Genomic DNA, 20101 nt, shown 5'->3' with positions numbered 1-20101 from the left:
CGGACAGTTGTCCGGTTGACTCCACGATAGCCGCGGAACCGCCACCATGGCAGCCATCAGGCCGCCGCCCCCCCACCACGGCGATCCGCACCGGCCCCGCTACGGCCGTTCTCGGCCCCTGCACTCCACGGCTCCGCATACCAACGGCTCGGCATACAACGGCTCTGCACCCCATGTGTTCTCTGGAAATGCGAAAGAAGTTGCCATGGCCCCCTCGACGTCCAGTGTCATCACCCTGCACATCAACGGCGAGAAGTTCACACTGCCCGTCAACCACCGCACCACCCTGCTCGACGCCCTGCGTGAACGCCTCACCCTGACCGGCACCAAGAAGGGCTGCGATCAAGGGCAATGCGGGGCCTGCACCGTCCTGCTGGACGGGCGCAGAACGCTTGCCTGTCTGCAACTCGCCGTGGCGGCCGAGGGGCGGGAGATCACCACGATCGAAGGCGTCGCCGAGGGGGGCCGGCTGCACCCCGTGCAGCAGGCGTTCCTCGAACTCGACGGCTACCAGTGCGGCTACTGCACGCCCGGACAGATCTGCTCGGCGATCGGGATGCTCCGGGAACACGCGGAGGGCCTGCCGAGCGCCGTCACCGACGATATCCGGCCGGAGGCGGGGCCACCCCCGCTGACCGCCGAGGAGATCCGGGAGCGCATGAGCGGCAACCTGTGCCGGTGCGGCGCCTACGTCGCCATTGTCGAGGCGGTGGCCAGGGCGGCGGCGGACGGCGAGCGCGCGGGCGCCGCGACCGAGTCCGAGGAGGTCGTGGCATGAGGGAGTTCGACTACCGGCGGGCCGCCGACGTGGCGGGCGCCGTCGCCCTGCTCGGCGCCGACCCGGACACCCGCTACCTCGGCGGCGGCACCAACCTCGTGGACCTGATGAAGACGGGCGTCGAACGCCCCACCCGACTGGTCGACATCCGCGAACTCCCGCTGGACGCGATCGAGTCGACGCCGGACGGCGGCCTGCGCATCGGCGCCACCGTCACCAACGCCGGCCTCGCCGCCCACCCCGAGGTGCGCCGCCGCTACCCGGCGCTGGCCCAGGCGGTGCTGGCCGGTGCCTCCGGGCAGCTGCGCAACATGGCGACGGTCGGCGGGAATCTGCTCCAGCGCACCCGCTGCGGCTACTTCACCGATGTCGCCCAGCCCTGCAACAAGCGGATTCCGGGCAGCGGTTGCCCCGCCGTCGAGGGCGAGCACCACAACCACGCGATCCTCGGTGCCTCCGAGCACTGCGTGGCCGTGCACCCCTCGGACATGGCCGTCCCGCTCGCCGCCTTCGACGCCGTCGTCCACTATGAAACCGCGGACGGACCGGGCGAGTTGCCGCTCGCGGAGTTCTACCTCCCGGTCGGCGACACCCCGCACCTGGAGACCGCCCTGCCGGCCGGCGCGCTGATCACCGGCGTCGTCCTGCCGCCCGCGCCGGTCGCGGCCCGCTCCCGCTACCGCAAGGTGCGCGAGCGCGCCTCGTACGCCTTCGCCATCGGCTCCCTCGCGGCCGCCCTCGACGTCCGCGACGGCGTCGTGCACGCGGCGCGCCTCGCTTTCGGCGCGGTCGCCTCCCGGCCCTGGCGTGCCCTGGCCGCCGAAGAGGTGCTGACCGGGGCGCCGGCCGCGCCCGAGACCTACGCCGCGGCTGCGGACGCCGAACTGGCCGCGGCCCGGCCGCTGCCGCACAACGGATACAAGGTGACCCTCATGCGCAACCTCGTCGTGGCCGTGCTCACCGAACTCGCCGAGGAGGTGGCCCGATGACCACCGTCACCGACACCGGGACGGCCACCCGCACGCCGTCCGTCGGCACCGCCCGCACCCGCGTGGAGGGCGTCGAGAAGGTCACCGGCGCCGCCCGGTACGCGGGCGAGATCCCCTTCGCCGACCTCGCCCACGGCTGGCTGGCGCTCTCCACCGTCGCCCGCGGCCGCATCAGCGCCCTCGACACCGACGCGGTGCTCGCCATGCCCGGCGTCCTCGCGGTCCTCGACCACCGCAACGCCCTGCGTCTGAACACCGAGTTCGGCAGTCTGCTGGGCATGCGGCCGGACCCGACCTGCGCCGTCTTCCAGCACGACCGGGTGCCGCACCTGGGCTGGCCGGTGGCGCTCGTCGTGGCCGAGACCTCCGAACAGGCCCGCGAGGCCGCCGAGTCGCTTGTGGTGCACTACGAACCGGAGCCGCACGCAACGGAGTTCACCGCAGCGCACCCCGACGCCTATCCGGTGGACGGGGTCATGCCCGCGGTGACGGAGAAGGGCGACATCGAGTCCGAACTCGCCGCCTCCGCAGTGGTGCTGGACGCCGAGTACACCACCCCCGAGGAGCACCACAACCCGATGGAGCCGCACGCGGCCACCGCCCACTGGGACGACGGCCGCCTGGAGGTCTTCGACTCCAACCAGGGCGCCAACTGGGTGGTGGGCGACCTCGCCAACCTGTTCTCGCTGGACCCCGCCAGCGTGCGGGTGCGCTCCGAACACGTCGGCGGCGGCTTCGGCAGCAAGGGCGTGCGCGCCCACCAGGTGGCCGCCGTGATGGCCGCCAGCGTGCTGCGGCGCCCTGTACGCGTGGTCATGACGCGCCGTCAGATGTTCACGCTGGCCGGCCACCGCAGCCCCACCGTCCAGCGGGTCAGGCTCGGCGCCGACGCCGACGGACGGCTGCGCGCCCTGGAACACCGCGCCCTCAGCCACACCTCCACCGTCTACGAGTTCGTGGAACCGAGCGCCGGGGTGGCGCGGGTGATGTACGACGCCGACGCCCACCGCACCGAGAACCGCGTGGTACGGCTCGACGTGCCGAGCCCCACCTTCATGCGCGCTCCGGGCGAGGCACCGGGGTCCTTCGCGCTGGAGTCCGCGCTGGACGAACTCGCCGAGAAGTGCGGGCTCGACCCGGTCGAACTGCGGCTGCGCAACGACGCCGAGCGGGGACCGGTCTCCGGCCTGCCGTTCGCCGGCCGCCGGCTCGCCGACTGCTTCCGCGAGGGCGCCCGCAGGTTCGGCTGGGCCGACCGCGACCCGCGACCGGGGGCCCGCCGGGACGGGCGCTGGCTGCTGGGCAGCGGCGCCGCGGCGGCCTCCTTCCAGGCGGGCGCGGCACCCTCCACCGCGACCGCGACCGCCCACCCGGACGGCACCTTCACCGTCCGGATCGCCGCGGCCGACATCGGCACCGGGGCCCGTACCGCCCTCACACTGGTCGCCGCGGACGCGCTGCACACCGCGCCCGAGCGGGTCCGGGTCCGCATCGGCGACAGCGCCTTCGGGCCGGCGATGATCGCCGGCGGCTCGATGGGCACCCGCTCCTGGTCCTGGGCGGTCAAGCTCGCGGCCGAGGAACTGCGCGAGCGGCTCGCCCTCGGCGCCGACATCCCGGCCGAGGGCATCACCGTCCGCTCCGACACCACCGCGGCCATCGGCGCCCTCGCCGCCGCCGAACGGCACTCCTTCGGCGCCCAGTTCGCCGAGGTGGCCGTGGACGTCACCACCGGCGAGGTGCGCGTGCGCCGCATGCTGGGCATCTTCGCCGCGGGCCGGATCATCAACCCGCTCACCGCCCGCAACCAGTTCCTCGGCGGCATGGTCTGGGGCATCTCCATGGCCCTGCACGAGGAGGCGCTGCGCGACCGGGCCTCGGGCGGCCTCGTCGGCGCCGACCTCGCCGGTTACCACGTCGCCAGCCACGCCGACGTCCCGCGTATCGAGGCCGACTGGATCGAGGACGACGACCCGGACGACCCGGTCGGCGTCAAGGGCATCGGCGAGATCGGCATCGTGGGCGCCGCGGCCGCCGTCGCCAACGCCGTCTGGCACGCGACCGGCACCCGCCACCGCGACCTGCCGATCAGCCCGGAACGGGTCCTCGCCGCGGGGGCGCCGGATGCTTGACCTGGCCGCCGAGCTGACGCAATGGCTGGACGAGGGGCGGGAGTTCGCCGTCGCCACCGTGGTGTCGGTCGGCGGCAGCGCCCCGCGTGAGCCCGGCGCCGCCCTCGCCGTCGACCGCGCGGGCACCGTCATCGGCTCGGTCTCCGGCGGCTGCGTCGAGGGCGCGGTCTACGACCTGTGCCGGCAGGCGCTGGAGAGCGGGCGGAGCGTCGTCGAGCGGTTCGGGTACAGCGACGAGGACGCCTTCGCCGTGGGGCTGACCTGCGGCGGGGTGATCGACATCCTGGTCGCTCCGGTGGGCGCGCGCTCACCCGTCCGGCCGGTCCTCGCCGCCGTCCTCGCGCTCGCCGCCCGCGGCGAACCCGCGGCCCTCGTCCGGGTCGCCCGCGGCCCGGACGAGCTCCTGGGCCGGGCTCTGCTGCTGCGGCCCGACGGCGCGCACGAGGGCACGCTCGGCGGGCACGCGGACCTCGACCGGACGGCGGTGGCCGAGGCGGGCGCCCTGCTGGAGGCGGGCCGCACCGGCACGGTGGAGGTCGCCGCGGACGGCTCGCACTGCCCCGGCGGTCTCACCCTGCTGGTGGAGTCCGACGTACCGCCCCCGCGCATGATCATCTTCGGAGCGGTGGACTTCGCCGCGGCGCTGGCCAGGGCCGGAAAGTTCCTCGGCCACCATGTGACCGTCTGCGACGCCCGCCCCGTCTTCGCCACCCCGGCCCGCTTCCCCGACGCCGACGAGGTGGTGGTCGACTGGCCGCACCGCTATCTGCGGCGCACCGCGACCGACGCGCGGACCGTGCTGTGCGTGCTCACCCACGACGCGAAGTTCGACGTACCGCTGCTCAAGGTGGCCCTCGGCATGCCGGTGGCGTTCGTCGGCGCGATGGGCTCGCGGCGCACCCACGAGGACCGGGCGCGGCGGCTGCGCGCGGAGGGCGTGAGCGAGCGCCAACTGGCCCGGCTGCGCTCACCCATCGGCCTCGACCTGGGCGCCCGCACACCCGAGGAGACCGCCCTGTCCATCGCGGCGGAGATCGTCGCCGCCCGGCGGGGCGGCACCGGTGCCCCGCTGACCGGCGGCCGGGCACCGATCCACCGGGACCGGCCGCCCGCCGTGGCGGCGGGCGTGTGAGACGGGGACGGTGGGTACAAGAGGAATAAGGTTTTCATCGAACGATGAATTACTGCTCCGGCGAAGGGCGGGACCGGCATGGACACGGCAGGCACCGGCAGCGCTGCCGAGCGGACCACGTGCTGTGTGGTGGGCGGCGGCCCCGCGGGCATGGTGCTCGCCCTGCTGCTGGCCCGCTCCGGCGTCGAGGTGACGGTGCTGGAGAAACACGCCGACTTCCTGCGCGACTTCCGCGGTGACACCGTCCACCCCTCCACCCTGGCGCTGCTGGACGACCTGGGCCTGGCCGAGCGGTTCGCCCGGCTGCCGCAGCGCCGGGTGCGCACCGTGCGGCTGCCGGTCGACCCCGGCCGCCCGGAGGTCACCGTCGCCGACCTGTCCGTACTGCGCGGCCCCTACAACTACGTGGCGATGGTGCCCCAGTGGGACCTCCTCGACCTGCTCGCCGACGAGGCCCGCCGCGAACCCTCCTTCCAGCTGCGGATGAACACGGAGGCCACCGGCTTCCTGACCGAGGCGGGACGGGTGACCGGCGTGCGCTACCGCACCGCCGACGGCCGCACCGGCGAACTGCGCGCCCTGCTCACCGTCGCCTGCGACGGCCGCGGCTCGCTCGCCCGCACCCGGCCCGAGCTGGGCCCGCGCTCCTTCGCCTGCCCGATGGACGCCTGGTGGTTCCGGCTGCCGCGCCGCACCGGCGATCCGAGCGGGCTGGTCGGCGGCGCGGGCGACCGCTTCCTCACCGCGATGATCGACCGCGGCGAGTACTGGCAGTGCGCCGCGCTCATCCCCAAGGGCACCGACGGCAGCCGCCGCGCCGCCGGACTCGACCGGTTCCGGGCCCAGTTCACCGCCGCCGTGCCCTGGCTCGCCGACCGCACCGACGCCCTGCGCTCCTGGGACGCGGTCAAGCTCCTCGACGTACGCCTGGACCGGCTGCGCCGCTGGCACCGCCCCGGACTGCTGTGCATCGGCGACGCCGCCCACGCCATGTCCCCGGTCTTCGGCATCGGCATCAACCTCGCGGTCCAGGACGCCGTGGCCACCGCCCGCCATCTCGCCCGCCCGCTGCGCCGGGGTGCCGTGAGCGAGCGTGAACTGCGCGGGGTGCAGCGCCGTCGCCGGCCCACCACGGTCGCCACCCAGACGCTCCAGCGGCTGGCCCATGCCCGGCTCATCCGCCCCGTGCTGGAGGGGCGGCCACCGCTCGGCGACGCTGACCGGGCCCGGCGCGTCGCCCATCTGCTCGCCGGATCACGGCGGTTGCGCAGGCTTCCCGCCTGCTTCATCGCGTACGGCGCCCTGCGCGAGCGGCCACCCGCGGCGGCGATCCGGACAGCCGACGCCGAGCGGACACACAGGTAACCGCGGGTAAGCGGGGTAATCCATAACGATCTTGGCGCGGCCCTTGTGCAAGGGGCGAACACCCCTAGCCTCCCCCCATGGCTTTTCTTTCAAGTCGCCGCAGGAGAACCCGTCTGGCTCCCGAGCTGGACGATCAGGAGCTGGGCAGACTTCTCAAGTCCCTGCGGGCGACCACCCGGACGGGGACGATCGCGACGACCGACCTGTGCGCGGCGCAGATCACCCGCCTGCTCGACCAGGACCAGGGCGACTGGGACCGCCGTACCCACCGCATGGGTGTGCTGGCGGACTTCCTGACCGCGTCGCACCTGCCGCGCTCCTGGGCCGCGCGCGAGCCCCGCAGTGCCGACGCGCTCGTGCTGCACGCCTGGACCATGGTGGCCGACGCCCGTGCCCAGGGCCGCCCGGAGGACGCCTCCGAGGCCACCGACCTGTGTCTGCGGGCCGCCGGGACAGCCCCCGACGACCCCACCCCCTGGGTCGTGCTGCTGGAGGTGGCCCGCCTCCAACGCTGGGCGCAGCCCCAGGCGTTCGGCGTCTGGAACGAGGTGCTCGCCCGCGACCGCTGGAACCGCGAGGCCTATCTCGCCATGCTCGGCTACCTCAGCCCGGAGGAGGGCGGCTCGCGCATCCAGGTCCTGGAGTTCGTGGACACCCTGTGCGCCCGCATGCCGGCGAACGCCCCCTGCGCCGGCGTCGAACTCACCGCCCAGGTCCTCCAGTACCACTCCGTCCTCGGCCGGGGCGGGTTCGAGGCCCTGGTGGCCCGCAACCACTGGTCCCACGCCATGGCCGCCCAGGCCCTCGACCGCGTGGCCCACACCTGGCCCCAGCCGGGATTCCTCCGGCACGCCAGGGCGCTCGCCGACCTCAACCTGCTCGCCTACGCCCTGATGGCCGCCGACCGGCGCCGCGACGCCGCCCCCGTCTTCGAGGCCCTGGGCGGCATCGTCACGTCCTGGCCCTGGAGCACCGGCGGCGACGCCCTCGCCGAGTTCGACCAGGCGCAGCGCAGGGCGACCGTCGGCTTGTGAGGGCGGGGCCGGAATATCCGGAGCGCCGGAATATCCGGGGCCGGGGGCTCGTTGGCCTGTCCGTGATTGACATGCTCGGCACAGAGCCCGGCGAGGGCGGAAGCGAGGGCCGGGCGGAAAGGCACCCCATGGCACGCAGCACCGCGCGTCCCGTCGTCAGGCTGAAGTCGACGGCCGGGACCGGCGTCACCTATGTGACGCGGAAGAACCGTCTCAACCACCCCGACCGGCTCGTCCTGCGCAAGTACGACCCGGTCGCCGGGGAACACGTCCCGTTCCGCGAGGAGCGCTGACCGTCCGGGGGCGGCCCTGGCATTCCCGGAGGTCCGCTGGCCCCTACGGGGGTGACCCCCGCAATCCCGGAGGTCCGCTGGCCCCTACGGGGGGTGACCCCCGCAATCCCGGAGGTCCGCTGACCCGCCGGGGCGATCCCGGCATTCCCGATGGCCCACCGGCCCGGTTCCGCGAGCGGCGGCACCGGGCCGGTCGCCATGCGGCGGCACCGGCCTGCTGTGATGTCCCCCACCCGCCCTTGTCGCCGCGGGGAAGGGCTCCCTAAGTTCGTATGTATGTCCGCTTATGACCCCGCTCCGTCCGCCCAGCCGGTCGAGTTCTCCGTCGACCTCACCGCCCACGAAATGCTCCGGCGCGCCCACGTCATGGACGCGGTCGGCCCCACCTGGGACCCCGTCACGGCGCTGCGGGACGAGGACGCGGCGCGGGACCTGCTCTACTCGGGCCTCGACGAGGAGCAGCAGCGCATCTACGACGAGCTGGTGGCCGCCGGCGTCCTGCCCGAGCGCGGAGACGGCCGTGCTACCGCTTGATCCCCAAGCGGACATCGGCCGGCGCGCCTGGGTGACCTGCCCGAACTGTTCGGACCACCAGGGCTGTGCCACCTGCGGGGAACGCCGCAGGTGCACACGGCACTGGCGCTATCTGCTGTCCAACACCGGCAGCATGCTCCACCTCCAGTGCCCGACCTGCACCCACGTCTGGGACCACGAGACGGGCTTCGGCGCGAGCCGGGGCCGCCCGAACCGGGCCCCGGAGGACCGCTGACCTCGCCGGCCGCCGGGCGGGCCGGGTTCAGGCCGCGCGGCTGAAGAGGGGCAGGTAGCCGAGGGACTGCCCGGAGGCGTTGGGGTGGTACGACTCGGTGAGGTCCAGCACCTCGACGCTGCGCAGCCACGGCCCCGCGGAGCAGATCTCGTGCCCGCCGAACGCGCTCCGGGCGTCCGCGAACGCGAACCCGTGGCCGGTGGCACGCTGGGCGATCACGCCGTCGAGGTGGTCGATGGCCGCGTTGAGCGCCGCCCGCTCCTTGTCCTCAAGCCCACGCGTGCAGGTGCCGTGGAGCTGGTAGAAGTGCGGGTAGCCGAGCACCACGACACGGGCGGCCGGCGCCTTGCCCCTGATCGCCGAGTAGAGCCGGTCCAGGTTCCCAGGCAGCGTCTTGTCGACGTAGGCGCGCGCGGTGTCGATGGCGCTCAGGCACGCGGTGGTGCCGGGCAGCGCGCAGATCCCCATCACCTTGGCCCAGCCCGCGTCACTGCCGCCGACGGTGACGCTGACCAGGTTGGTACGGCCGCTCAGCGCCCTGAGCTGCTTGGTCAGCACATCGCCGGTCCTGGCGCCGTTGCAGGCGGCGAACGCGAACGACGAGGCGTGCGCCGCGGCCCACAGGGCGGGGTAGGCCCGGCGGCTGCGCAGACAGCTCGCGTCCTCGGGGAGGTAGTCCCCGGCGCCGACGCCGGCCGAGTAGGAGTCCCCGAGCGCCACGTAGTCCAGGGCCGCCCGGTTCGGTGCCGCCGGTGCGCTGGCGGGGCCGGCCAGGGTGCAGGCGCCCGCGAGGAGCACCGCGGCGGCCCAGGACTGGATGCGGAACGGTCTCATGCCCCCGTTTATCGCGGAGCCGCGACACCCCCGCCTCGTCACGGTCCGCGACCTTGACAATCCACTCCGTCAATGCGCCCGAGGCGGGGGCTCGGGCTGGAGGGCGGCGAGACGTGGGGCCGTCGGCCCGCAGCCCGCCCGGAATTCACCCGAACGGACGCCACCCGTACGGCCGAGCGGAAACAGAAAAGGCAAGGAGTACGTACTCCTTGCCACTTTCAACTTATAGCGGGTGGGGGGCCTTGCGGCAAGGCCCCTCCCATGCCGCACAATCGCCGCTCCGGACGGCGAACCGCAGGTGGGACGCCTGCTGTGGGTGAGGGAATTCCATGATTGACGTGATCATCGCGGGCGGCGGACCGACCGGTCTGATGCTGGCCGCCGAGCTGCGGCTGCACGGCGTCCGCACCGTCGTGCTGGAGAAGGAGGCGGAGCCCACCCGGATCGTCCGGGCGCTCGGGCTGCACGCGCGCAGCATCGAGGTGCTGGACCAGCGCGGCCTGCTGGAACGCTTCCTCGCCCAGGGCAAGCGGTACCCGCTCGGCGGCTTCTTCGCGGGCATCCGCAAGCCGTCACCGACGGGCCTGGACACCGCGCACGCCTACGTCCTCGGCATCCCGCAGCCCACCACCGACCGCCTGCTGGCCGAGCGCGCCACGGAACTGGGCGCCGAGATCCGCCGGGGCCGCGAACTGGTCGCCCTGAGCCAGGACGAGGACGGGGTGACCGCCGCACTGGCGGACGGCACCCGGCTGCGCTCCCGCTACCTCGTCGGCTGCGACGGCGGCCGCAGTACGGTGCGCAAGCTGCTCGGCATCGCCTTCCCCGGTGAGCCCTCCCGTGTGGACACGCTGCTCGGCGAGGCACGGCTGACCGCCTCGCCGGAAGAGGTGGACGCCGTGGTGGCCGAGGTCCGCAAGACCCAGCTCCGGTTCGGTGTCGGACCGCTCGGGGACGGCGCGTACCGCTTCGTCGTACCGGCCGAGGGCGTGGCCGAGGACCGCACGGCCCCGCCGACCCTGGACGAGGTACGGCGGCGACTGCGGGCCGTCGCCGGCACCGACTTCGGCATCCACGCGCCGCGCTGGCTCTCCCGCTTCGGCGACGGCACCCGGCAGGCCGAGCGCTACCGGGCCGGCCGCGTCCTGCTGGCCGGCGACGCCGCCCACGTCCACCCGCCGATGGGCGGACAGGGCCTCAACCTCGGCATCCAGGACGCCTTCAACCTCGGCTGGAAACTGGCCGCCCAGCTCGCCGGCTGGGCCCCCGAGGGGCTGCTCGACACCTACGAGCGCGAGCGCCATCCCGTCGCCGCCGACGTGCTCGACAACACCCGCGCCCAGATGGAACTGGTCTCCCTCGAACCCGGAGCGCGGGCGGTGCGCCGGCTGCTGACGGAACTGATGGACATCGAGGAGGTGAACCGCCGCCTGACGGAGAAGATCATCGCGACCGGCATCCGCTACGACTTCGGCGACGGCCACGAACTCCTCGGGCGCCGCCTCCCGGACCTGCCGCTGAAGCAGGGACGCCTGTACGAGCTGCTGCACCAGGGCCGCGGCCTGCTGCTCGACCGGACCGGCCGGCTGTCGGTGACCGGCTGGGCGGACCGGATCGACCACGTCGTCGACGGCAGCGACGAACTGGACGCCCCCGCCGTGCTCCTGCGGCCCGACGGCCATGTGGTCTGGGCGGGCGAGGACCCCTCCGACCTCGCCGAACGACTGCCGACGTGGTTCGGCACCCCCGCCTCACCCCGTTAGTTGCGGCCGGCCCCTACGCGCGCTCGGGAGTGCGGGGCCTCGCCCGCCGGGCTCGCATCGCGGTCCCGCGTCCTTCGCAGGGCGAGGAGGGCGCCGCTCTCGGCGTGCACGGACTTGCCCACCAACTCGACGTCCAGCGCCCGCACATGCGGATCCGGGTCGCGGGCCAGGTGCCGCAGCGCGGGCCCGAGGACCCGGTCCGCTCCCGGCGCGCAGGCGTCCCCTTGCAGCGGACGCAGGCGAGGGCGTGGAAGGCGGCGACCCTGGAACCGGCGACAAGCCGCGCGGACCGCCGGGTTCCGGGGCGGGGCCCGGCGCGGATGGCGCCCGTCGCCCGTACACCCCGGCGCGGCAGCTCCCGGTTCGCCGTGACGGCCCGCTGCGGGTCGCCCAGGCACGCGACGAGGGCGTCGTCGTCCGCACTGACGAATCCGAGCCTGGAGCCAGTCTTGACCCTCGAACTCCGATCCCTGCAACGGGATTTGCGAGGCGAGCCGTGGGAGGGCCGAGATGCGGCCCCGTGGGTGCACACGCCCAGGGGGCCGCCCTCGGGTGTCAGACGGTGCCGTCCTCGGCGGCCCGGAAGTAGTAACCCGCCTCCAGGTCGGCGAGGAGGGTCGGCCCGGTCGGGTCCCAGTCGAGCAGGGCGCGGGTGGCGGCGCTCGACGCGGGCGCGTCGAGGCCGGCGAAGCCGCTCATCCAGCCGAAGTGCCCGGCCAGCTCCTCGGCCCCCACCGACACCGTCGGCAGCTTCAGCTGACGGCCGATCACCTGTGCGATCTCGCGGAGCGGCACGCCCTCCTCGGCGGCCCCGTGCAGCACGGTGCCGGCCGGGGCCTTCTCGACCGCGAGCCGGAACAGCCGCGCCGCGTCCAGCCGATGCACGGCCGGCCACCGGTTGGCGCCGTCACCGGGATAGCCGGAGACGCCCTTGTCCCGCGCGATGCCGACCAGAGCGGCGATGAAGCCGTTGTCCCCCTCGCCATGGCAGGTGGGGGAGAGCCGCACCACGGACGAGCGCACACCGCGCTCCGCACACGCGAGCACGGCCTGCGCGGTGACCGCGCGGATCAGGACCGGCGAGTCGCCCTCGATCACCGGCATGTCCTGCTCCGTCGCCACCCGCCCCGGATTGAGCCCGGCCAGCCCGGAGGCGAGGACGAACGGGCGGTCGCTGCCGGCGAGCGCCTCGGTGAGCACGTCGACGGCCCTGCGGTCGGCCTCCGCCGCGCTCTGGAAGCCGCCGGAGAAGGCCACGTCGTGCTTGAACGCAAGGTGGATCACGCCGTCCGAGCCGGCGGCCGCGGCGCGCAGGACGTCCAGGTCGTCCAGGGTGCCGCGGACGACCTCGGCGCCGGCCTTGGTGAGCGCGTCGGCGGAGGCGTCGGAACGGGCCAGGCCGACGACCTGATGACCCGCGTCGATGAGTTCCGGTACGACGGCCGAACCGATCCAGCCGGACGCCCCGGTCACGAAGATGCGCATGAGAGATCCCCAGACATGTTGATGTCAGTTACTGACATCGACGCTAGCACTGATGTCAGTCGCTGTCATCGCGTAGGATTCGGGCCATGGGCAGATGGGAGCCGAACACGCGCGAGCGCCTCGCGAAGGCGGCGCTGGACCTGTACGGCGAGCGCGGGTACGAGCAGACCACCGTGGCGGAGATCGCCAGGACCGCGGGACTCACCGAGCGCACGTTCTTCCGGCACTACGCCGACAAGCGCGAGGTTCTGTTCTCCGGCGCCGTCGAACTGGAGCAGATGTTCACGCAGGCGGTCGCCGACGCCCCGCCCTCGGCCGCGCCGATCGAGGCGATGGCGGCGGGCCTGGACGCGGTCTGCGCGGTGTTCGAGGAACGGCGCGACTTCGCCCGCAAGCGCCACGCCGTGATCTCGGCGACCGCGGAACTGCGGGAACGCGAACTGATCAAGCTTGCCTCCCTGGCCGCCGCCCTCACCGGCACCCTCCGCCGCCGCGGCGTCCCGGAACCGGCCGCCAGTCTCACCGCGGAGACCGGCGTCGCCGTCTTCAAGGTGGCCTTCGAACGCTGGATCACCGCCGACGAGGCGCGTCCGCTGACCCTGCTGGCGCGGGAATCGCTCGACGATCTCAGGTCCGTGGCCAGGGGCGGAAACGTTCCGATGAGTGAGGTGTGACGGGTGGGGTAGGCGCTCCCACCGGCTGGTCGAGCCGCAAAACAGGGCAGATCGATACAGGGCGCCCAGGGCTCGTCACCGGCCGTACAGGAAGGAGAACGTCATGATCAAGCTGGTACGGCACGCGGGTACGGTCGGCGCCTCGGCGGCGCTGCTCGGCGGGGCCCTGCTCGCCACCGCCGGGACCGCGGCGGCGGCTCCGCAGAACGCCGCACACCTCCCCGCCCGCACCACCGCGAGCCAGACCGGCGGCCACGTCTGCTCCGCGCAGCGTGACACCCACCGGCTCGACCCCTGGATCGAGGGGCAGCTGGCGCAGTTCGTGCCCGCGGCCAAGCACCGGCTGGCCGTGTACGATCCGTGGGTGAAGGACCAGCTGGCCCGGTACGCGCCCGCCTCCTGCGGTCAGGGCTGACACCGGCTCCCCGCGTCCGTCCCCGTCGGCGCCGTCAGCGCACGAACTCCATGGCCGGGTATATCGGTGACGGTCTCTCCAGCAGCCGTCCGTCACGGCCGCGCAACCAGTGGTCGAAGTACGCCGCCACATACGCCTCGGTCGTGCGGATCGCGGTGGCCGGAGCGATCGTGCCGAGGTCAGCGGTCAGGACGGACGCCGGCAGGCCCAGCTGGGGCAGAAGCGCCTCCGCGTCGGTGAACGAGGCGTGTTCCGCGCCGCGCAGGGTGAGTTGCCGCGTCCAGCCCGAGGATCCAAGAGTGACGGCCCGTCACCGGCCGCACATCAGGGACGGACCCCGGTCTTTCGCCTCGGGGTATCCGTAGGGGACGCCGGCTCCCGGCCCCCGCGTCACTCCCGCGCGCCGCCCGGTCCCGCAGGCGGGGCCCCGGTGACGGCGGCGTCGTACAGCGCGCGGGTCGCGGAGCCGAAGTACGCGCTGTACGAGACCTGCGGGGTGTTGCCGCCCGTGTGGTACCCGCCGATCACACCGACGACCGCCCACCCGCCGGACCACGGCACGAGCATGGGGCCGCCGCTCGTACCGCCGACGAAGGCGTCGCAGGCGATGCGCGGGAACGTCCCCGGATCGGCCGGATCGTCGCTGGCCCACCTCGTGGTCCGGCTCCAGCACTCCAGCGGCTTCTCCGCTCCCGCCGGGTAGCCGATCATCCGTACCGGCGCGTGGTGGTACCCCGTCCCCGTGAGCAGCCGTACCCCGCCGACCGCGTCCTGCAAGCTCGTCCCGTCCTGGTTGGGTTCCGTCACCGCGAAGGCGAAGTCGTAGGCGGCGCCCGCGTGTTCGCCCAGGTCGTAGTACTGCTGCGGCACGTAGACGCCGTTCGCCCCGACCGGGAAGACCCCGTAGGGCTTGACCCCGTCGTGGTACCGGGGGACGAAGGCCAGGCGGCGCTGCGGGGCGGTGCCGGAGTAGCCCTTCAGGCAGTGGCCCGCGCTGAGGACCAGGTCGTGCCCGGGGCCCCGGACGACGGAGCCGCTACAGGTACGGCCGGTGCCCTGGGCGTCGGTCCAGAAGAAGGTGCCGGCCTGCGGGATGCCGTCGAAGCTCCGGCTGGGCGGAATGTACTCGCCCGGCCGGGGCCCGTCCACCGCGGGGGAGAGGGCCGGGCCCGTCCCGGAACCCTGCACGGTGTCGGCGGGCAGAGCGGCCGTCATACGGGCCGCCGTCCAGTAGGCGTCGAGCCGGGCGGCGACCGGATTCGGGCCGGCCCCCGTACCCTTCGCCGAAGCCGCCGAAGCCGCCGAAGCCGCCGAAGCCGCCGAAGCCGCCGAAGCCGCCGAAGCCGCCGAAGCCGCCGACGCGGCCGACGCCGCCCCGGCCGGGCCGCCCGCCAGCAGCAGTGCGGCCGTGCAGACGGCGAGGTGGCGTAAGCCGGGAACCCTACGCACCATCAGTTCCCTTCGGAGCAGGGGCACATGACGGTTCACCCTAGGCCCGAGGGCAGCGCGGCGAAAGAACGCACCACGGAAGGCCGCGACGCCGGTCGACCCGCGCGGCGAGCGGCTGCGATGCCGCCCCGCCCCTGCTCAGGCCCCGGTCGGCGAAGCGAGGAGACGTCGGCGGCGAAACCGTGCGAGATGCAAATGCTATGAACCGGAGTAAATGGGTACATTCCGTACAGGTGTATCTACGTGGCACGCGAGTGTCACAGCCCGCCTCGGGGGCACTGACCAGCATGTTTGCGGGCTCGGCGAGCAAGGGCCCCCGGCCCTGCTGACCATTGGTCGAAGGGATGCCGGTTATGAACGAGGACACGAGGAGCCTGCACCCGGAGCAGCCGCCCGGCGCGGACCCGCCCGGCGCGGCCGCGGCCGAGGCGGCCCCGCGCGCACCGGCCTGGGCCGACCCTGCCCCCCTGGGCCTGGCCGGCTTCGCCCTGACGACTCTGCTGCTGTCGATCGTCAACACCAATCTGCTGAAGGAGACCGCCGGCATCCTGCCGGTCCTGGGTCTCGCCCTGTTCTACGGCGGCCTCGCGCAGTTCGCCGCGGGCCTCATGGAGTTCCGCCGGGGCAACACCTTCGGTGCGACGGCGTTCGTCTCCTTCGCCGCCTTCTGGCTGTCCTACTGGTGGATCGCACCGCGTGTGGCGCTCGCCGGTGACGCGCACAACGCGCTGGGCCTGTTCCTGCTCGGATGGGCGATCTTCACCGCCTACATGACCGTGGGCGCCCTGCGCGTCAGCCTCCCTGTGCTCGCGGTGTTCGTGCTGCTGACCCTGACCTTCCTGTTCCTGGCCATCGGGTCGTTCCAGGGCGGCGCCGGACACGTCATGACCGTGGTGGGCGGCTGGTTCGGCATCCTCACGGGACTCGCCGCCTGGTACGCGTCGGCGGCCGGCGTCATCAACGAGAAGCACGGGCGCACCGTGCTCCCGGTCGGCTCGGTGCCGGGCCGGACCACGCCGGGCGAACGGGTGCGGCAGGACGAGCGACCCGTCTGACGAGGGCGGCGTGACCGCCGTACCCCGCCACGGGTGCGTCGGTGTACTCGCCGTACCCGCGCGCGCCGCGCCGTCCCGGCCGTCACCCGGCCCCCCGCGCCCGCGACAATGTCCGGCATGAGCGAGGACAACGACGACGCCGAGGGCCGACTGGCCAGGATCGAACGGCTGCTGCAAAGCGGTGAGCGCGGACTTCAGCCGGCGTGGCGGCGGGCGACGCGGGGCGAGACGCGCTGGGCCGTGACCACCGTCATGCTGGCGGCGGTCGCCCTGCAACTCGTCCTGCCGCACCGGCTCGTGCTGCTGCGTCCGGTCTGGGTCCTGCCGGTGCTGGAACTCGTCCTGCTGGCCGCCCTGGTGGCGGCCAATCCCCGGCGGGTGGAGCCGAGCACGATATGGTGGCGCTGGCTGGGGCTGCTCCTGATCGGCGTCATCAGCCTGGCCAACGGCTGGTCGGCGGGCCGGTTGGTGTGGGACCTGGTGCATGGCGTCGGCGGCCAGGACGCGGTGTCGCTGCTGCGGGCCGGCGGCGTCATCTGGTTCACCAACGTCATCGTCTTCGCGCTCTGGTACTGGGAGTCGGACCGCGGCGGCCCGATGGCGCGGGTGCGCGGGCAGCGGCAGTACGCCGACTTCCTCTTCGTCCAGATGCAGAGCCCCGACATGGCGCCCCCGGACTGGGAGCCGGAGTTCCTCGACTACCTGTACCTCTCCTTCACCAACGCCACCGCCTTCAGCCCGACCGATGTGATGCCCCTGTCCCGGTGGGCCAAGATGCTGATGATGCTCCAGTCGTCGGTGTCCCTGGTGACCGTCGGCCTGGTGGTGGCCCGCGCCGTGAACGTCCTCAGGTGAGGGGCGGGCGGTTCGGCCGGCCGCCCTCCACAGTGAACCGGCCGCCTACCACCGCGAACCGGCCGCCTACCACCGCGAACCCTGCCGCGCCGGCGGCGCGGCGAAGGCCCCAGGGGAGAGTGCATCGGCATCGCCCAGGGCCCCTCTCACCCGATCGGTGGAGGGTTCGGCTCGTCCTGTCCGGGGAGAGTGGGGTGGGGCGCATGATCCGTGTGTGCCCCCGCGCGGCCGCCGACCCAGGGCGGCCCGCACGCGGAGCAAAGCTCACAGCTGTGAACGCGGAGGTGAACGCCGTACACCGGCGGACGACCAGAATTGCATTGTTCGTTTTCTTGAATCCCTCGTGTTTGTGAGAGTAGGTTCGGCCTCATGACCGCCTCCCCGACTCCGACCACCGCGGAGGAGTTGCGCGGTGCCGGCCTGCGCGTGACGGCGGCTCGCGTCGCGCTGCTGGAGACGGTCCGGGACGGCGACCACCTCGGTGTCGAGGCGATCGCCTCCGGGGTCCGTGACCGCGTAGGCCATATATCCCTGCAAGCCGTCTACGAGGCGCTGCACGCGCTCACCGCGGCGGGTCTCGTGCGCCGCATCGAGCCGGCCGGCCATCCGGCCCGGTTCGAGGGGCGCGTCGGCGACAATCACCACCACCTCGTGTGCCGGTCGTGCGGGGCCGTCGCCGACGTCGACTGCACCGTCGGCGAAGCGCCCTGCCTGACCGCCGCCGACGACCGCGGTTTCGCCATCGACGAAGCCGAGGTCGTCTACTGGGGCGTATGCCCCGACTGTTCCACCGGCCGCAGTTCCTGAGCACCTGGTTCCGCTTAGTTCGGAAGGATTGCCATGACTGACAACCACGACGCGATCGTCACAGACGCGAAGTCGGAGGAGGGGAGCGGCGGCTGCCCCGTCGCTCACGACCGGGCCCTGCACCCGACCCAGGGCGGCGGTAACCACCAGTGGTGGCCGGAGCGGCTCAATCTGAAGATCCTCGCCAAGAACCCGCCCGCGGCCAACCCGCTGGGCGAGGAATTCGACTATGCCGCCGCTTTCCAGAGCCTCGACCTCCCGGCGGTGAAGCGGGACATCGAGGAGGTGCTCACCACCTCCCAGGACTGGTGGCCCGCCGACTTCGGCCACTACGGCGGTCTGATCATCCGCATGGCCTGGCACTCGGCCGGCACCTACCGCATCAGCGACGGCCGCGGCGGCGCCGGCCACGGCCAGCAGCGCTTCGCCCCGCTGAACAGCTGGCCCGACAACGTCAACCTGGACAAGGCCCGCCGCCTGCTGTGGCCGGTGAAGAAGAAGTACGGCCAGAAGATCTCCTGGGGCGACCTGATGGTCCTCGCCGGCAATGTGGCGCTGGAGTCCATGGGCTTCGAGACCTTCGGCTTCGGCGGCGGCCGCACGGACGTCTGGGAGCCGGAGGAGGACGTCTACTGGGGCCCCGAGACCACCTGGCTCGACGACCGCCGCTACAGCGGCGACCGCGAACTGGAGAGCCCGCTCGGCGCCGTCCAGATGGGCCTGATCTACGTCAACCCGGAAGGCCCCAACGGCAACCCGGACCCGCTGGCCGCGGCCCGCGACATCCGCGAGACGTTCCGCCGTATGGCGATGAACGACGAGGAGACCGTCGCACTGATCGCCGGTGGCCACACCTTCGGCAAGACCCATGGCGCCGGCCCCGCCGACCACGTCGGCCTCGACCCCGAGGCGGCCGGTCTGGAGGAGCAGGGCCTGGGCTGGCGGAGCACCTACGGCACCGGCAAGGGCAGGGACGCCATCGGTTCCGGCCTGGAGGTCACCTGGACCTCCACCCCGACCCGCTGGAGCAACGGCTTCTTCGACAACCTGTTCGGCTACGAGTGGGAGCTGACCGAGTCCCCGGCCGGCGCCAAGCAGTGGGTCGCCAAGGACGCCGAGCCCACGATCCCCGACCCGCAGGACCCGTCCAAGAAGCGTCTGCCCACGATGCTCACCACGGACCTCTCCCTGCGCTTCGACCCGATCTACGAGCCGATCTCCCGCCGCTTCCACGAGAACCCGCAGGAGTTCGCCGACGCCTTCGCCCGCGCCTGGTACAAGCTCACCCACCGCGACATGGGCCCGAAGTCCCTGTACCTCGGCCCCGAGGTCCCCGAGGAGACCCTGATCTGGCAGGACCCGCTGCCGGAGCGCGAGGGCGAGCTGATCGACGACGCGGACATCGCGGCCCTCAAGACCAAGCTGCTCGACTCCGGGCTCGGCGTCGGCCGGCTGGTCACCACCGCGTGGGCCTCCGCGTCCACTTTCCGCGGCAGCGACAAGCGCGGCGGCGCCAACGGCGCCCGCATCCGCCTCGCCCCGCAGCGGGGCTGGGAGGTCAACCAGCCCGACGAGCTGGCCCAGGTGCTGCGCACCCTGGAGGGCATCCAGCGGGACTTCAACGCCTCCTCCGGCGCCAAGAAGGTCTCGCTGGCCGACCTGATCGTCCTCGGCGGTGTCGCCGCGGTCGAGAAGGCGGCCAAGGAGGGCGGCTTCGAGGTCCGGGTGCCGTTCACGCCGGGCCGGGTGGACGCCGGTGAGGAGCACACCGACACCGAGTCCTTCGAGGCCCTGGAGCCGACCGCGGACGGCTTCCGCAACTACCTCGGCAAGGGCAACCGGCTGCCGGCCGAGTACCTGCTGCTCGACCGCGCCAACCTGCTCACCCTCAGCGCCCCCGAGATGACCGTCCTCATCGGCGGCCTGCGGGTGCTCGGCGCCAACCACGCCCAGTCCCAGCAGCTCGGCGTCCTCACCAAGACGCCGGGCGTCCTCACCAACGACTTCTTCGTCAACCTGCTCGACATGGGCACGACCTGGAAGTCGACCTCCGAGGACCAGACCACCTTCGAGGGCCGGGACGCCGCGACGGGCGAGCTGAAGTGGGCCGGCAGCCGTGCCGACCTGGTCTTCGGCTCCAACTCCGAACTGCGCGCCCTCGCCGAGGTCTACGCCAGCGACGACGCGAAGGAGAAGTTCGTGCGGGACTTCGTCGCCGCGTGGGACAAGGTCATGAACCTGGACCGGTTCGACCTCGCCTGATCCACGACAA

19 protein-coding genes are annotated in these 20101 nt (G+C 73.1%); 16 read left to right on the top strand and 3 right to left on the bottom strand.

The features are described 5' to 3' along the window. Positions 1 to 205: 205 nt before the first annotated feature. From AC069R_RS18540 to AC069R_RS18500, 9 genes are all read left to right on the top strand, one after another. Positions 206 to 778 carry a (2Fe-2S)-binding protein gene (locus tag AC069R_RS18540; RefSeq protein WP_478767857.1) on the top strand — a complete coding sequence of 191 codons (573 nt, stop codon included), beginning with the start codon at positions 206 to 208 and terminating at the stop codon, positions 776 to 778. After that, positions 775 to 1767, top strand: a complete 993-nt coding sequence (locus AC069R_RS18535; RefSeq protein WP_478767855.1) for an FAD binding domain-containing protein — start codon at positions 775 to 777, stop codon at positions 1765 to 1767. Before AC069R_RS18540 ends, AC069R_RS18535 begins: the two co-directional genes overlap by 4 nt. Beyond that, on the top strand, positions 1764 to 3899 hold the full coding sequence (locus AC069R_RS18530; RefSeq protein ID WP_478767854.1) for a xanthine dehydrogenase family protein molybdopterin-binding subunit: 2136 nt from the start codon (positions 1764 to 1766) through the stop codon (positions 3897 to 3899). The genes AC069R_RS18535 and AC069R_RS18530 overlap by 4 nt, the downstream gene beginning before the upstream one ends. Continuing rightward, positions 3892 to 5031 carry an XdhC family protein gene (locus tag AC069R_RS18525; protein WP_478767853.1) on the top strand — a complete coding sequence of 380 codons (1140 nt, stop codon included), beginning with the start codon at positions 3892 to 3894 and terminating at the stop codon, positions 5029 to 5031. Before AC069R_RS18530 ends, AC069R_RS18525 begins: the two co-directional genes overlap by 8 nt. A gap of 78 nt (positions 5032 to 5109) precedes the next feature. Beyond that, positions 5110 to 6396 (top strand): FAD-dependent oxidoreductase, encoded by a 1287-nt coding sequence (locus AC069R_RS18520; RefSeq protein WP_478767852.1) that lies wholly within the window; start codon positions 5110 to 5112, stop codon positions 6394 to 6396. Positions 6397 to 6473: 77 nt separating this feature from the next. Then, positions 6474 to 7430 (top strand): hypothetical protein, encoded by a 957-nt coding sequence (locus AC069R_RS18515; RefSeq protein ID WP_478767851.1) that lies wholly within the window; start codon positions 6474 to 6476, stop codon positions 7428 to 7430. A 128-nt stretch (positions 7431 to 7558) separates the two neighbouring features. Continuing rightward, positions 7559 to 7723 carry a 50S ribosomal protein L33 gene (rpmG, locus tag AC069R_RS18510; protein ID WP_478767850.1) on the top strand — a complete coding sequence of 55 codons (165 nt, stop codon included), beginning with the start codon at positions 7559 to 7561 and terminating at the stop codon, positions 7721 to 7723. A gap of 276 nt (positions 7724 to 7999) precedes the next feature. After that, positions 8000 to 8257 (top strand): DUF6400 family protein, encoded by a 258-nt coding sequence (locus tag AC069R_RS18505; protein WP_478767849.1) that lies wholly within the window; start codon positions 8000 to 8002, stop codon positions 8255 to 8257. After that, positions 8244 to 8492: a hypothetical protein gene (locus AC069R_RS18500; protein WP_478767848.1), complete on the top strand. Its 249-nt coding sequence runs from the start codon at positions 8244 to 8246 to the stop codon at positions 8490 to 8492. Before AC069R_RS18505 ends, AC069R_RS18500 begins: the two co-directional genes overlap by 14 nt. Before the next feature lie 27 nt (positions 8493 to 8519). Here the strand turns inward: AC069R_RS18500 and AC069R_RS18495 are convergent, their stop codons facing one another. Beyond that, positions 8520 to 9326 (bottom strand): SGNH/GDSL hydrolase family protein, encoded by an 807-nt coding sequence (locus tag AC069R_RS18495; protein ID WP_478767847.1) that lies wholly within the window; start codon positions 9324 to 9326, stop codon positions 8520 to 8522. Between the two features lie 329 nt (positions 9327 to 9655). Here AC069R_RS18495 and rox point away from each other — a divergent pair, with 329 nt between their 5' ends. Further along, a complete protein-coding gene (rox, locus tag AC069R_RS18490; RefSeq protein ID WP_478767846.1) occupies positions 9656 to 11089 on the top strand; it encodes a rifampin monooxygenase in 1434 nt (477 codons plus the stop codon). Positions 11090 to 11644: 555 nt separating this feature from the next. Here rox and AC069R_RS18485 read toward each other — a convergent pair. Further along, positions 11645 to 12574, bottom strand: coding sequence for an SDR family oxidoreductase (locus AC069R_RS18485; RefSeq protein WP_478767845.1), 930 nt, complete (start codon positions 12572 to 12574; stop codon positions 11645 to 11647). A gap of 86 nt (positions 12575 to 12660) precedes the next feature. Between AC069R_RS18485 and AC069R_RS18480 the strand changes: the two genes are divergently transcribed. Then, complete coding sequence (locus AC069R_RS18480; protein WP_478767844.1) at positions 12661 to 13248, top strand: TetR/AcrR family transcriptional regulator; 588 nt, start codon at positions 12661 to 12663, stop codon at positions 13246 to 13248. A gap of 103 nt (positions 13249 to 13351) precedes the next feature. Beyond that, on the top strand, positions 13352 to 13663 hold the full coding sequence (locus AC069R_RS18475) for a hypothetical protein (RefSeq protein ID WP_478767843.1): 312 nt from the start codon (positions 13352 to 13354) through the stop codon (positions 13661 to 13663). Positions 13664 to 14053: 390 nt separating this feature from the next. Here AC069R_RS18475 and AC069R_RS18470 read toward each other — a convergent pair whose 3' ends face one another. Beyond that, positions 14054 to 14878 (bottom strand): trypsin-like serine peptidase, encoded by an 825-nt coding sequence (locus tag AC069R_RS18470; RefSeq protein ID WP_478767842.1) that lies wholly within the window; start codon positions 14876 to 14878, stop codon positions 14054 to 14056. A 587-nt stretch (positions 14879 to 15465) separates the two neighbouring features. Here AC069R_RS18470 and AC069R_RS18465 point away from each other — a divergent pair. From AC069R_RS18465 to katG, 4 genes are all read left to right on the top strand, one after another. Then, on the top strand, positions 15466 to 16167 hold the full coding sequence (locus AC069R_RS18465) for an acetate uptake transporter (RefSeq protein ID WP_478767841.1): 702 nt from the start codon (positions 15466 to 15468) through the stop codon (positions 16165 to 16167). A 117-nt stretch (positions 16168 to 16284) separates the two neighbouring features. After that, positions 16285 to 17022: a hypothetical protein gene (locus AC069R_RS18460; protein ID WP_478767840.1), complete on the top strand. Its 738-nt coding sequence runs from the start codon at positions 16285 to 16287 to the stop codon at positions 17020 to 17022. A 369-nt stretch (positions 17023 to 17391) separates the two neighbouring features. Beyond that, on the top strand, positions 17392 to 17829 hold the full coding sequence (locus AC069R_RS18455) for a Fur family transcriptional regulator (RefSeq protein WP_478767839.1): 438 nt from the start codon (positions 17392 to 17394) through the stop codon (positions 17827 to 17829). Between the two features lie 33 nt (positions 17830 to 17862). Next, positions 17863 to 20091, top strand: a complete 2229-nt coding sequence (gene katG, locus AC069R_RS18450) for a catalase/peroxidase HPI (protein WP_478767838.1) — start codon at positions 17863 to 17865, stop codon at positions 20089 to 20091. Positions 20092 to 20101: the final 10 nt, after the last annotated feature.

The organism is Streptomyces sp. NPDC043952, from assembly GCF_056435325.1.
The sequence above is the reverse complement of the archived record's forward strand: the minus strand, read 5'-3'. Positions and strand labels throughout refer to the sequence as shown.

What these genes read in the sequence shown, in the direction of transcription:
- AC069R_RS18475 (WP_478767843.1), top strand. Translation starts at nt 13,352, where the DNA reads ATGATCAAGCTGGTACGGCACGCGGGTACGGTCGGCGCCTCGGCGGCG.
- AC069R_RS18455 (WP_478767839.1), top strand. Translation starts at nt 17,392, where the DNA reads ATGACCGCCTCCCCGACTCCGACCACCGCGGAGGAGTTGCGCGGTGCC.
- rpmG (WP_478767850.1), top strand. Translation starts at nt 7,559, where the DNA reads ATGGCACGCAGCACCGCGCGTCCCGTCGTCAGGCTGAAGTCGACGGCC.
- AC069R_RS18495 (WP_478767847.1), bottom strand. Translation starts at nt 9,326, where the DNA reads ATGAGACCGTTCCGCATCCAGTCCTGGGCCGCCGCGGTGCTCCTCGCG.
- katG (WP_478767838.1), top strand. Translation starts at nt 17,863, where the DNA reads ATGACTGACAACCACGACGCGATCGTCACAGACGCGAAGTCGGAGGAG.
- AC069R_RS18505 (WP_478767849.1), top strand. Translation starts at nt 8,000, where the DNA reads ATGTCCGCTTATGACCCCGCTCCGTCCGCCCAGCCGGTCGAGTTCTCC.
- AC069R_RS18540 (WP_478767857.1), top strand. Translation starts at nt 206, where the DNA reads ATGGCCCCCTCGACGTCCAGTGTCATCACCCTGCACATCAACGGCGAG.
- rox (WP_478767846.1), top strand. Translation starts at nt 9,656, where the DNA reads ATGATTGACGTGATCATCGCGGGCGGCGGACCGACCGGTCTGATGCTG.
- AC069R_RS18470 (WP_478767842.1), bottom strand. Translation starts at nt 14,878, where the DNA reads ATGACGGCCGCTCTGCCCGCCGACACCGTGCAGGGTTCCGGGACGGGC.
- AC069R_RS18535 (WP_478767855.1), top strand. Translation starts at nt 775, where the DNA reads ATGAGGGAGTTCGACTACCGGCGGGCCGCCGACGTGGCGGGCGCCGTC.
- AC069R_RS18460 (WP_478767840.1), top strand. Translation starts at nt 16,285, where the DNA reads ATGAGCGAGGACAACGACGACGCCGAGGGCCGACTGGCCAGGATCGAA.
- AC069R_RS18465 (WP_478767841.1), top strand. Translation starts at nt 15,466, where the DNA reads ATGAACGAGGACACGAGGAGCCTGCACCCGGAGCAGCCGCCCGGCGCG.
- AC069R_RS18520 (WP_478767852.1), top strand. Translation starts at nt 5,110, where the DNA reads ATGGACACGGCAGGCACCGGCAGCGCTGCCGAGCGGACCACGTGCTGT.
- AC069R_RS18530 (WP_478767854.1), top strand. Translation starts at nt 1,764, where the DNA reads ATGACCACCGTCACCGACACCGGGACGGCCACCCGCACGCCGTCCGTC.
- AC069R_RS18485 (WP_478767845.1), bottom strand. Translation starts at nt 12,574, where the DNA reads ATGCGCATCTTCGTGACCGGGGCGTCCGGCTGGATCGGTTCGGCCGTC.
- AC069R_RS18525 (WP_478767853.1), top strand. Translation starts at nt 3,892, where the DNA reads ATGCTTGACCTGGCCGCCGAGCTGACGCAATGGCTGGACGAGGGGCGG.
- AC069R_RS18480 (WP_478767844.1), top strand. Translation starts at nt 12,661, where the DNA reads ATGGGCAGATGGGAGCCGAACACGCGCGAGCGCCTCGCGAAGGCGGCG.
- AC069R_RS18515 (WP_478767851.1), top strand. Translation starts at nt 6,474, where the DNA reads ATGGCTTTTCTTTCAAGTCGCCGCAGGAGAACCCGTCTGGCTCCCGAG.